General features: G+C 34.6%; 10 protein-coding genes and 1 CRISPR repeat array. All 10 genes read right to left on the bottom strand.

The genetic code is table 11. From position 1 onward, the window contains the following. Positions 1-395: 395 nt before the first annotated feature. The 10 genes from cas2 to BM086_RS00010 all read right to left on the bottom strand — a co-directional run bounded on the left by cas2 (position 396) and on the right by BM086_RS00010 (position 13076). Positions 396-656: a CRISPR-associated endonuclease Cas2 gene (gene cas2, locus BM086_RS00050; RefSeq protein ID WP_092321591.1), complete on the bottom strand. Its 261-nt coding sequence runs from the start codon at positions 654-656 to the stop codon at positions 396-398. Between the two features lie 13 nt (positions 657-669). Next, positions 670-1716 carry a CRISPR-associated endonuclease Cas1 gene (gene cas1 / locus BM086_RS00045; RefSeq protein WP_092321588.1) on the bottom strand — a complete coding sequence of 349 codons (1047 nt, stop codon included), beginning with the start codon at positions 1714-1716 and terminating at the stop codon, positions 670-672. Positions 1717-1892: 176 nt separating this feature from the next. Then, positions 1893-2747: a CRISPR direct-repeat array (repeat unit 28 nt; unit sequence ATGATTGCCCGCTATGTCGGGCTTTTTT). A 157-nt stretch (positions 2748-2904) separates the two neighbouring features. Continuing rightward, positions 2905-6936, bottom strand: a complete 4032-nt coding sequence (cas13a, locus tag BM086_RS00040; RefSeq protein ID WP_092321585.1) for a type VI-A CRISPR-associated RNA-guided ribonuclease Cas13a — start codon at positions 6934-6936, stop codon at positions 2905-2907. A 260-nt stretch (positions 6937-7196) separates the two neighbouring features. Further along, positions 7197-7415: an HNH endonuclease gene (locus tag BM086_RS00035; protein ID WP_175560033.1), complete on the bottom strand. Its 219-nt coding sequence runs from the start codon at positions 7413-7415 to the stop codon at positions 7197-7199. A 10-nt stretch (positions 7416-7425) separates the two neighbouring features. Then, positions 7426-7620, bottom strand: coding sequence for a hypothetical protein (locus BM086_RS00030; protein WP_092321580.1), 195 nt, complete (start codon positions 7618-7620; stop codon positions 7426-7428). Between the two features lie 14 nt (positions 7621-7634). Beyond that, complete coding sequence (locus BM086_RS00025; RefSeq protein ID WP_092321577.1) at positions 7635-7850, bottom strand: hypothetical protein; 216 nt, start codon at positions 7848-7850, stop codon at positions 7635-7637. 3 nt (positions 7851-7853) lie between these two features. Then, positions 7854-7997: a hypothetical protein gene (locus BM086_RS20680; RefSeq protein WP_175560032.1), complete on the bottom strand. Its 144-nt coding sequence runs from the start codon at positions 7995-7997 to the stop codon at positions 7854-7856. 1410 nt (positions 7998-9407) lie between these two features. Next, on the bottom strand, positions 9408-10412 hold the full coding sequence (locus BM086_RS00020) for a GTPase family protein (RefSeq protein WP_175560031.1): 1005 nt from the start codon (positions 10410-10412) through the stop codon (positions 9408-9410). Between the two features lie 65 nt (positions 10413-10477). Continuing rightward, complete coding sequence (locus tag BM086_RS00015) at positions 10478-10843, bottom strand: hypothetical protein (protein ID WP_092321571.1); 366 nt, start codon at positions 10841-10843, stop codon at positions 10478-10480. Between the two features lie 793 nt (positions 10844-11636). Next, positions 11637-13076 (bottom strand): IS110 family transposase, encoded by a 1440-nt coding sequence (locus tag BM086_RS00010; protein ID WP_092321568.1) that lies wholly within the window; start codon positions 13074-13076, stop codon positions 11637-11639. Positions 13077-13193 lie beyond the last annotated feature (117 nt).

Genomic DNA, 13193 nt, shown 5'->3' with positions numbered 1-13193 from the left:
AGCTTGAATGATTTATCGCATTATATAAATCCAATAACGCTTTCTTGTCTTCCTTAAAAATAAATCTGAAAACAGTGTCTTTGTACTTCCTGTTTACAAACCGCCACTTAATCTTCTTAAAAATATACTTTCCTTTCCGAGGCTTCAATCATCCTTCCTGCATTAATGCAGAAAAGACCTATTGAATTTACTACATTAATACTAACATATTTTCATTTTTTTAGTAGGAAAACTGTGAAAACTGAACGCCTTCACATTTCTTGTGGTCAGAAAACCGACTTGTTTACATTACATCATTTCACGATAAATATCAATAAAATTTTAAAAAAAGGACAAAAGAGAAAGGACAAACTCAAAATTTTAGTTGAACATCAGTAACATTCTAAAATATTGCTTTATATAATGTTATCCGCAGTCTCATAGCATCCAATAGACTCTTTTCTGCAAGTTCTACTTGAATTCATTTCATAAATAATCACAGAATCATATTTATCATCTATAACCGCTTGCAACTCTATCTTAAGTTTATTAAGCTTTCCTTCTGTAATATCACCTTCAAACACCGACTCTTGAACATGTGTTAAATACCTTCTGCATATCTTCAATGCTTTTCTGTCTTTTTTAGCTTCAACATCATATGTTAATACTACCCACATAATTACCCTCATTTTAATTACTATATGAAAAAGGAATATAGTCTTTCCCAGTTTTAAAATATCTTTCCAACTTTTTGTTTTCTTCTTTCATAAGCTCTTCATAAGACATTTTTGTTCCTTTGTGCTCAATTATCTTTTTACATTTATTTTCAAATTCTTTTATAAAAAGATTTTTCCCATACTTACTCAGATACACTCCATTATTTTTAGGAGAATCAACAAAATATTCAGTTGTGTTCTGAATAATATTCTTGTTGATGAGTAAAAAAATAATTCTGTCTACTATTATTGGCTTAAATAAATCTGCAAGATCAAGATTAAGACTTTCTCTTCTATGATATGAATTATGTATTAGTCCAATACGAATATCCAAAGAAGTTTGCTCTATATAATAACTAAATCTATGATAGAGCAACGTATTTCCAAAACTGATCATGGCATTTATAGCATCTTCTGGCGGATTTTTACTTCTATTTTTCATCTCAAAATCCGGATTTTTTATTACCTCATTAAAGGATTGATAGTACCTATGGCGAGCTCGTGCCTCAAGCAACATTAAATGCTGGTCATCCTTTGCATACTTAACCATATTTCTACATTCTGTAATGTATGCAACATTGTTATCAAGGATTATGCTGTCGCTTCGCTTTTTATAGTAACGAAGAACGGCAAGCATATTGTTGATATTTGCTCTTTCAAATTTTTGCTTCAATGGTAAGCCATCAACTTCTTTATATCTGAACTTTAGCTGTTTAAACTCAGTTTCATAAGAATTACTTGCATTTGCAGGAATGAATCTTCCAATTGTCTCTCCATAAGGAGATATTAAAGTCATGTTTATATCATACTCATCTAATATTTGAAAAAAGCCACTTGAAAATGTTGTATGGGAATGAACAACAATTGACTTAACCTTCTCCACAGGCAGATATTCTGTAACATCTTCATTTTCAAATACAATTGTAGAATCTTTTCTGGAGAGCTTTCCATCACTGATTATATGATACACATCATCTATTTTTTCTATTGATGATGTTTTCCATCTTGATATATTATTCATCGCTATTCCTCATATCTAAAATTAATCCATAAACTCTTTAAGCAACATCTATACCTTCTCTAAGCAGTGTTTCAATTACTTCTTCTCACCCCCAAAATGAAAAACAACAAAATATCCAACCATATTGGGCTTTTTCCATAAACAAGTTGTAATTGGCGTTGTTGGAGACAAAATCCATGATTGCCCGCTATGTCGGGTTTTTTTCATAAGTTAAATGCCCTTAATAGCTCACCATCTGGATCTGGATGATTGCCCGCTATGTCGGGCTTTTTTCATAAGCGAAGATAGGAATGAGTGAGAGAGAACACCACATCAGTGATTGCCCGCTATGTCGGGCTTTTTTCATAAGCTCGCATTCGGCGATTGGAAGATCATGAGCAAAGTGATTGCCCGCTATGTCGGGCTTTTTTCATAAGCCAGTAGGAAGCTACATAAAAGATTTAAGAGATGAATGATTGCCCGCTATGTTGGGCTTTTTTCATTAACTACCAGATTGGAACATTAGATTTCTGGGATGAATGATTGCCCGCTATGTCGGGCTTTTTTCATTAACAAAGGAATTCATTGGATTCTGATTATATATTTGAATGATTGCCCGCTATGTCGGGCTTTTTTCATTAACTTGTTGGCACTTTTGCAGGAGTAGGAGCAACGAATGATTGCCCGCTATGTCGGGCTTTTTTCATTAACATGAACAGCTTGCTGAAGAAGAAGTAGAACCTAATGATTGCCCGCTATGTCGGGCTTTTTTCATTAACAATCAACTTGGTCGGTTGGTGGTTGTATTTATCATGATTGCCCGCTATGTCGGGCTTTTTTTATTAACAGGATTAGCAATCATATCGTTTCCAGGTTTCATAATGATTGCCCGCTATGTCGGGCTTTTTTCATTAACTCTTCTTTGCGACCAAGTCCATTGTTGTCCACAATGAATGATTGCCCGCTATGTCGGGCTTTTTTCATTAACAAATAATGAACTTGCTGAAAAGGATAAAATCATCGAATGATTGCCCGCTATGTCGGGCTTTTTTCATTAACAATAGCATTTATGCTATTTTCTAAGATTTTTTTAATCTTGATACATATAAAATCGGTAATTTTTCCTATAAATATCGTTCGATGCCATTGATTTTTAATCTTATTATGAAATTTTCAAGACAAAAATGATGACATCGAACGATTTTGTTCTTATCTTTTCTTTTTTGATTCAGATAAAAATTGTTTTAATACAGGATTATCCGAAAGATTATTTCCTACGGATTTGGTATCAAGCTTTGATGAATCAAATGCTTTTGAGGTCTTCTTATTATAATTTTTCTTTACATCCTGTTTATATGTCTTATCCTTTCTTGTCGGTGACGAATTATGATTTCTATCATACTTTTCTATTCTCTTTTCATCTTCAACTTCAGAATTTCTAACTAAATCTGTAAGAACAACATTTTCAGGATAATATAATATTCTTGCTACACCGTCCAAAAACTCTGTATTTTTAGCGCTAAGCTCAATTGGCTTAGCATCCTTGAATTTATACGTGAATTTATCTGATGATAATCCACCTCTTTTTATTCTAACTTTAGCACATTCCTTTTTTGCCGTATTCTTTTCTCCTATAGTCTTTTCTCCTGTAGAAAACTCAAAGTCAGTTATAATAAAATGTTTTAGCATAATATTAGAGAATAAATTCATAACATTCTTTTTGTACTTCCGATCATAAGTAAAATATCTATCAAACACCTCACTATATATGTCAAGCAAGCTTCTATCCTGACTCACATAATACTTAAAATGGTCTATATATTTTCTTAGATTAACAATATTTTCGTGCTCATTTATATTCTCAAAAAGCTCCAACCCTGCATTGTACAAAATAAGGCTGTCATTAAAAAGCTCATCAGAATAATATATAAAATATTTTATCTTTGCACCAACTGTTTCAGAACTATTTAGCGTATCCAATACCGTTTTCTTGTTCTTTCGTCTATCTGAAATAGTGCCATCCACATAATGATATATCGGTAAGCCATATGTATACATTGCTACAATTTGGTAAAGAATAGCTCCTTTAATAGTTCTTTTATCATTTACAATAGAATAGTATCCTTCAGGTTTGGCCCCATAATTGTTAAGACATAAATAATGAAAGCCTAACTGAAAATACATTAAATCTCGCTCTCTTAAATATGAAAAGTTAATCAGCTGCCCCATAAGTTCATTTATAATTTCGGAATATTCAACAATATCTCTGAACTCTATCCTATTCTTTAATTCCTGATATTTTCTTAGTGCTGCCTGTTCCTCCTTATTTTTGCATACTCCATTTTCAAGATATGGCTTAATCTTTACTTCTTGCTGCAAATATTCACGAATAAGCTTCTCGCTTACTGGTTTTACAGCTCTTGAAACCACATCAGTAATTCCATATAGTTTGCTCTTTATAATGTTGCTATTTAAAATGGGCTCTGTACCATTGTGATAGATTCCTATTTTTTTGCCATTTTCTTCCTTATTACAAAACTCTCCCAATAGAGCTGCTGGAAACTTCTCATCTATTTTGAATCCAAAATCAAGGAATTTTGAAACATATACAGCATAATCATCTTTACTATCAAAATAATCTGTAAGTTCATTGGAGAAGCGTCCGTTTAATTTAGTACATAAATCGAGAACTTTTGTAATATTCTCTACATCAACAGTCATCCCCGACTTTGAAAGAGAATTATTTGTTTCTTTTGCCCTTCTTTCAATATCCGAAACGAACTGCTTATAACTTCTAAAAGAACCGATTAGCTGATTTACTTCTCTAGGGCTCAATAGTCTTGCTGTTATATACCATTTTTGAAGTTCTACATTATCAGCTATCAGTTTTATCAAGTTATCATAAGCACAAGATTTATACTGTGGCAAAAACTCCTCTTCCTTTATATCTGTTTTGGGAGAATTTGGTTTCATAATGAAATCAAATATCTCCTCACTTGAGATATATTCTGTCATTGCCTTCTGAAGAAGCATAAATAAAATCATTTTATAATGGCGAAATATCTCAGGATTCTTTTCAGATGAATACGTGGTTTGTTTCTTTCTATGACCAGTATTTTGTTGGTTGTACTCTGTCATGATTTTTTGGCATATATCAGCCAAACTACAATCATGAGTCATATAATGAGATATAGCATCTTTGAAGTTCTTATGAGCCATTGCTTCATGTGTAATACGGCCTTTATCATCCCTGGCATTTGTATCTAACTTGTTTACTAGATCAACAAAAATCTTCATTGCCTTTTCAGAGGAAATAAAGGCATTATAATATATCTCTTTATATAAGAAATATAGCGCCCCTTGCAATTTCAAATTGTCTTCAGAAGAAAGATTATGCTTTATTCCTATTTCCTTCATGTAATCCGGAAACTTTTTTCGTACAAAAACATTTCCAAATGAAGGAACTTGTGACATTCTATCAACATAATCGTCATAAAGTTTATGTAACACTCTTTCGAGTGAATTCTCTCCATAAAACAAAGGCAAATTATTAGAGAAAAACTTATTTTTCTGTACAGTTGAGATTCTTCTACATTCATACTCGAACATGGCAGAAATTAGATTTTTATTCCAATCACTTTCTGTATCTGTAGTAGTAAAATGGAAAGATTCATTTCTTAATGAATACACCATTTTCTTAATATCAAATAAGAAATCAATATCTGTGTAATTGACTGGATTTATATATCTATCAAAATCAAACTCTTTCCATTTAGATTGTCCGCCAAAAAACTGTAGAATATTTCTTTTAGTATTGCCATAAGCTATTTTTTCAATATCATTCTTATTAAGCACCAACATGTCAGATTGAGCTTCAGAAAGCTTAACCGTTGCAGAGGATAAATGATTCACAGCAAAAGAAACATATACTGCCACTTCTCTCTGAAATGTTTCCTCGGCTTTTATTTTTTCATACTCAAAAGAGTTAATACCATCATAAAAGCTCGGATCTATTACTCCGAAATTGAGCGTTCCATCGTTTTTCTTTATATCCTCCAAAGCATAGTTATACACTGCCTTTCCTATAGCAATATACTTGATGCTCAGATAATTTATTATTTCTTTCCAAACTTTTTCGCTGATATATCCAACGCTAAACTGATAGTCCTTCCAATTGCTTTTTAATAATGCAAATATTTTTTCAACTTCATTTTCAATATGATGTATCCAAAACTTAGATATGTTATGATCAGTAAAATACGTGATGGGATTACCAGCTGTTTCTGCCACAGATCTTCTATAGCACTCAATGTTTTTAAGACGTATCAAGTCTTTTGTAGCCGGCACATCAATTTTGACAAAAGTCTTACCATTTTTCTCTTCATTCACTTTAACCGGTGAAACAAATGTTTCTGTTTTGTTTTTTCTATCATCATGCTCTTTCCATTCATTATTCTCCGGGTAAATAAAATCAGGGCTTTCATAGAAATATAGATTTACCAATTTTCTAAGTATTATCCTCAGATTATGTCTTTTTTCCTCGTCCAAAACAGCATAAGCTTTAAGAAACTCTGTCAATGCTTCTTTTTCAGACATTTTATTCTGAGTGGCTCCTGCAATTCTGGAAGGCAGAAATACATGATTATCAGTATCCGGTTGAACAACCATATTCTGATGTTTAAGTGACTTTGCTGTATACTTAAGCACTGTATCTTTGTTATACTCTTTTACAAGTTTGTCGACAAAATAATTCTGAATTTCTTCTTTTTCTTCTATAGACAGTTTATAGCCACAGTATGCTGCCATTAACAATTTTTTCAGCGCGGATTTTGTATTACCTACCCTAAAACTCTTCTTTAAATACTTGTTCAAGGCATCTTCAATATTATTCTCTGAGCATGTAAATTCATTTCCAGCCTGTATTAATGCATTCAGAACTCGTTCTGTCTTTAAACTTTCCGTAATTTCTTCATATTTATTATTTCTCTTATCACCTTTCAAAGACTTTATTGCCTTATTTACATAAATAATCAGACTTTCAGTATACTTATTTAAATCTTTGGATTTCTTTGTATCTCCAAAGATATTAAACAGCACCTTTGAGGATCTGGCTCTGTTTGAAATAATCTGCTCCATCGTACTACTATCCCTTGTAGGGTCCTGATAAATGAAGCCTTCTGCGCCTTTATTATCAGTTATCTTAACTGCGGTTTTTCTATGATCAACTTTGGATATCTTCATAATATTCCTCCATCTTTATTGATTCGCATGAAAATAAACTAATCCCAAAAATAAGTACAAAAAGGACGCCCCAAACATCCCCATCGATATTTATTATATCACTTAGCCTAAAATGAATATGTTCTATGCCTATAAAAAACAACAAATTCAAAATTAAATTTTTGTTAAATTACGTTTATGCATTTTATTTATACTTTGAATTATGCAGAAAAAGGAGAACTATCCCAAATTGGATTTCTCCTTTTCCTGCTGATAATCATTTAGACTGAATATACATCCATCTCACCTTTATGCACTCTTCTATGACACCCCCTGCATAAAGTTACGATATTGTCTAATGATGAGCTGCCTCCGTACTGATAATCTACTGCGTGATGTCCCGCTGTGTGATCTCTACTCCCACAGATTTGACACAAGTTATTATCTCTGATTCTAGCCGCTTTTTGCGCATTTATATGTGCTGAATTTCTCTTTTCCATGATTAGCCTCCTAATCCAACAAGCCATTAACGCATCTGTGCATTATTGATTCAAAATTTTCTTTCTTACCCACAGCTATACTTCCTCTTGCCCCAGGCGCGATTTTTCTTGTATTCTTTATCATCTCATCCCTTAAATATCTAGCTTCGTTTCTTGTAAGTTTCGGTACAACAACTGTGATCTCACTATCTCTTTTTCCTGCCATATTGTTCCTCCTAGTTAAAAGTTCGTTATTTCAACTGAATTATCAATATCACCAATTACTACTGTTCCACTTCCATATCCAATAATTATTTCCTCAGGTGCAATGCGTATCCCATCATCATCTTCAATAAGACGTACAATTCTCACCTCACCATTCGGTCTTTCCAAAAAGATTTTTCCTTCTGACATCCCTATAAACTTTTCATGTTTCTTCATTATATTAATTTTCATCTCTTACCCTCTCTTTCCAATTCCTACAACTGTCCTTCTACCAGGAGCTATACTCTTTGTTGTCTGTATACTCTTAGCCATCAATTCTGTAGCTTGACGTTCAGTAAGCTGCTTGGCCTTCATTACCAATACGTAGTCTCTCTTCATGTCTATCTCCTTTCCTAAACCAGCCTTCATCATTCTCTAATATCACTCCTATAGTAGGATGAGTAGCAACGGCTTTAAATTCAGCCGTTGCTAATACCATTCCGGCTACGAAGTATATTTATTCTGAGTTTTACATATCGTTTCTTTTGTCTCAGTTTCACTAGCAAAATCATCTCTATTGTTGTTCATGGAATCGTAATGATTTTTGATTGTTATGCTGCTATTACTACTATTGTTTCATTTTGACTGTTAGTCACATCTACGCGAAGGTAATAATAGCCCCGTAACAATATGAATTAGTATAGTTTTGACAAGTGGTTTGATTATTTTTCGCATAAGTTATTTCCTCCTTCATTTTTATATAAGATCATTATTAGTTTCTTTACTATTCATTGCATTATTTATACAGGTTATAGATAATGATTTTTCGTAACTTTTAAAAAGCATTATGAATGAAAAAGTTTTTCTTCAGGAATATGTCCAGTAATATCTTTTCTAACGCTCCTACAATTGCAGGGATATATTTGATCATATGCAATTCCTCCTTTTTGATATAGAAACAGTTTCTTTGGATATAGTTAGATTATCATGGTGCATTTCATCCAAAATGTACACCATGATACTAACTATTTGTAATTGTGCTATATCACTAACAAATTGATACATTACTTTTTCTTAGACAGTTCTTCCAAGATTCCCTGTACTATGAGTTCTATAATTGTTGGTAAAAGTTCTTTCATATGGATTCCCTCCTTTGTTTTTAACTTTGTTCTCTTGTTACTGTTAGATTATCACGGTGCATTTCATCCAATATGTACACCAGTCACTAACTACTTTTATTTGCTATTTTTACTACCGTTTCACTGACAAATAGTTTTATTACTTTTTCTTAATCAGCTCTACCACGATTCCCTGTACTATTAGTCCTATAATTGTTGGCAGATATTTTCTCATGTGCATTCCCTCCTTGTTTTTAACTATGTTCTCTTGTTACTGCTAGATTATCACGCTGCATTTCATCCAAAATGTACACCACTCACTAACTACTCGCATTTGCCATTTTCATTACTTAATTACTGACAAATAGTTTTATTATTTTTCCTTGATCAGTTCTTCAACGATTCCCTGTACTATTAGTCCTATAATTGTTGGCAGAAGTTTTTTCATATTGATTCCCTCCTTTGTCTTTAACTATGTTCTTTTGTTACTGCTAGATTATCACGCTGCATTTCATCCAAAATGTACACCAGTCATTACTACTTATATTTGCCATTTTTATTACTTATTCACTGACAAATAGGTGTATTACTTATTCTTGATCAGCTCTACTACGATTCCCTGTACTATAAGCCCTATAATTGTTGGTATAAGTTTTCGCATATGTATTCCCTCCCGTTGTTTCTTGTACAATTAAAGCAATGAACATGCCCAACGGCCTATCGCTCCAAGGCCAGCTCCTATAGCTGCTCCTATAGCGGCTGCAACAGGACCACCGAAAGCTCCAATTGAAGCCCCTATGCCAGCTCCGATTGATGCACAAGTTAAAATAGATTCCCAGATGCTACTTGCGGTTTCCTTATTGTAATTCTTTGCTCCATCATCATATAAGTAATCCGTCTCTTCTGTGTTGATATTACCTAGAAAAACCACTCTTTTTTCCTTTGGGGTTGCACTGACAATATAGCTTAGAAGCTTTGAAACGTTATATGCAGGATATTTTTCCCCACCCTCCTCTTTTCCTCCGGCACAATACCAGATAGGATCAACATTTATACCAGTAGATGTATATATACGCTCACGAATGGTCTTAACTGTTTCATCCATTCTTTTCACTATTGCTTCATCTGGCTTGTTTGCTTCATAATCCCAGTGATTACCAACTGGAATGGCCCTGTCAGCTTTATTTACTGCTATAAGCAATCTCCCAGGCTCATCCTTAAAATGATGTATTAAAAGATGATTTATCAGGTTAATAGTGGTTCCTATATCCCTCGAAGTTCCATCAATAAGAATTAACACCAGATCAATGATAGGTTCTCCTTTTTCATTCGTATCTTGAAGCAATTTTGTAATATCTTCGGCATGTCGTTTATCTGCATCAGTACCATCTCCAAATCCAGGCGTATCATAGATTGTTATCCCCTCAAAGTCATATTCAGCAATCTCCATTGTTTCTGGAGAAGTGCCTGTACCTATCTTAGCTTTTTCCACTCCAAGCAATGCATCTATCGTAGATGTTTTTCCGACACCTGTTGGTCCAACTATCATGAGACCTAAGTGTTGATTTTTGGCTTCCATAAGATGCCTCATAAACTTCTGCTTTTCATATTCACTTGCATTACACTCAAGTAATATTTCGTTAATGCGACTAAATATACCATTATGTGTAGTTAAATTTTCGTTGCTATTATTCATTATTTCATCCTTAATCATTCATGAATAAATATATAAACTGTTCCGATTTTGCTTCACTTAACACCTTATATAAGGCACGAAATGACATCCAAAAAAGAGCTTATACCTTCATCAATTACATCTATTACGTCAAAAATTGTGTAACCAACAGTTTCCACAACATCCAGAAAAGGATTATACAACGCACCTCTGGGATAAGAATATGTTTCCGTTTTTTTGTATTCATTGTCGATGCAAATAGTCTCTTGGAACAAATCCTTTCTTTCACTTTTGTCCATGACAATTGGCTTAGCAAAACCTTCGTCTTCAACGACGATAACCAGTTTCTTCATTGTTCTGATTTTTTCTTCATCATCAACACTATCCGCGTTTAGAATTTCTGTTAACGCTTTGATTATATATTCTCTTTCTTGCTCGTTAATCCGTTTCATTTTTGCTCCTTTCATAACAATTTGCTTACTATAAGCACTTTTTGTATCTTTCTCTGCTCATAATTTCTTTCGTTTTTACTATATCCTCTTGTTACTGTTAGATTACCACGCTGTATTTCATTCAAAATGTACACCAGTCATTACTACTTGCATTTGCCATTTTTACTACCTTTTCATTGACAAATAAGTTTTATTATTTTTCCTTGATCAGCTCTACCACGATTCCCTGTACTATTAATCCTATAATTGTTGGCAGAAGTTTTTTCATGTGCATTCCCTTCCTATTCTGTCAAGCCTGAAAATACGATTTTTACTGGCTTTGACGATTTTGTTTTTCCTCAAAACAGGAGCCAAAGGTGATGAATTGTCATAGTATCCTGTACTGAATAGCTGATTTAAGGTAGCACTAATAAAGCATCCTCTTGTTTGCTCTATAAAGGCCTTTTTTCCTTTGATTAACTATGATGGCTAACCTTCCGTGTCTAAAGGGATCGTGTCCCAACTTCCTTCGTCCAGCCAATTCATACACCAAGTGCCAGCAAAGCTCCTACACAGGGTCATGCCCTAGGGATAAAACCACCGCCAGCTACAGCTCTTGTTTGTTGTCCTTTACTGACCAATCTACGCTTTGAATGGTACCGATAAGTCGGTGGACGCAATCCATCCTGTTGTAAGTTGGTAGCTATGTTATGCAGAAGACTCGCTCCTGCTGTTACTGGATTCCTCTCCGGAATCCTGACCAACCACCGATAAGTTTCGGTAGCTCGGCAGGATTCCGGAATATAATTCTTACTTATGCAGCCACTATTTCTGCTTCTTCAAATCTCTTGATATCATTAAGCATCTTCTGTGGATCGTAGGTGATTCCCTTCTTCAGGATTGTAAATATGATCCTAAGAAGCTTACATGCTATAACTATCAACGACTGCATCTTCTTTAGTGGATTTTTCGCTCTGGTAGTGTAATACTCATGTATATACTGGAATTCTGGAGCATGAGCCACTACCGATTTAGCTCCCTGAAACAGCCAGGTTCGCAGTTCTTTGCGTCCTCTATGGCTTATCTTTGTTTCGCCATTATGCTTGCCTGAACTGTTGGCTACAAGATTTAATCCGCTGAGTTTCTGTATTTCCTTTGCATCATCAAATCTTTCAATGTCTCCCATTGAAGATATGATTCCAGCCACTATGTTCTGTCCAAGTCCTGATATTTCAAGGATGTTCTCTGCATGGGGTATTTCCATACATTTTTCATTGATTGCAGCTTCAACTGTCGCAAGCCTCTCATCCAATGAGATGATATCTTCAACATGACACTTTACTGAATATCTGTCCGGCTCTGATCCTTCTTTCTTGCCTATGCTTACGCAGGCATACCTGAAAATCTCAGCAGCCCTGCTATAGCCGCGTCCTCTAAGCTTAGCCTTGTGCCATATATCTCTGATTCCATCTTCACCCAGCCTGATTATATCTTCTGGAAACGGTGCAACCTTAAGTATCTCCATTGCAAAGCTGCCATCTGTTTTCCCAAATGCGTCCTTATATTCAGGGAAGTAAATCTTCATCAGCCTGTGTAACCTGTTTATGCTGCGGATCCTGTTCTCAGCAAGCTGGCTCCTTAGAAGTGAGAGACTACGCAGATCAGCGTAGATGCCCTCCGGAAGATATGGCATACCGTAGTTTCCGTTCATAACAAGGTTTGCAATGACCTTGGGATCTTTTCTGTCATCCTTAAGCTGGCTGTTATCCTCGATTTCTTTTGTCTGTTTTACTGCATATGGATTTACCTGCACCACACTGATACCATTGCTTATCAGCCATGTTGCCACGCAAAACCAGTAATGACCTGTAGGTTCAAGTCCAAGTACTATCTGTTCCTTACCATTTACTGCAGCAAGGTCTACCATCCAAGCTTTTGCGGCTTCAAATCCTTCCTCGTTGTTAAGGAAAGAGAATGGCTTTCTGCTGAGTTCTCTGCCTTTTCTATCTATAGCCCTCAGATAGTGGGTTTCACTGCCTATATCGCATCCAACTATAAGCATGTCATCTGATATAAATGAGAGCTTGGCATTCTTATCAAACTTTCCTGATGTCTCCAGATCATGCCAGGTCTTAGCCTGCAATGTATTTAAGAGATCATCCACTCTGGTTTGTCTTTCTTCGGCAGATAAAGTATTTATCACCGAAAAGTTGTTGCTTACTTGATTTTTGTTGTTCTTTGCCTTAGCATTCATGTTAGATACCTCTCGTATTCTTGGATTATTACCAACTGCCAGGTCAGTAACAATCCAACTTTACTTGAGGTATTCTTTTTAGGTCAACCCCTGTTTATATCTTACAGGAAGCTCCTT

Origin of the sequence: Butyrivibrio sp. YAB3001 (assembly GCF_900112195.1) — a bacterium.
Lineage (GTDB): Bacteria > Bacillota > Clostridia > Lachnospirales > Lachnospiraceae > Butyrivibrio.
Note: the sequence above shows the minus strand (reverse complement) of the source record. Positions and strands in the feature narration are given on the sequence as shown.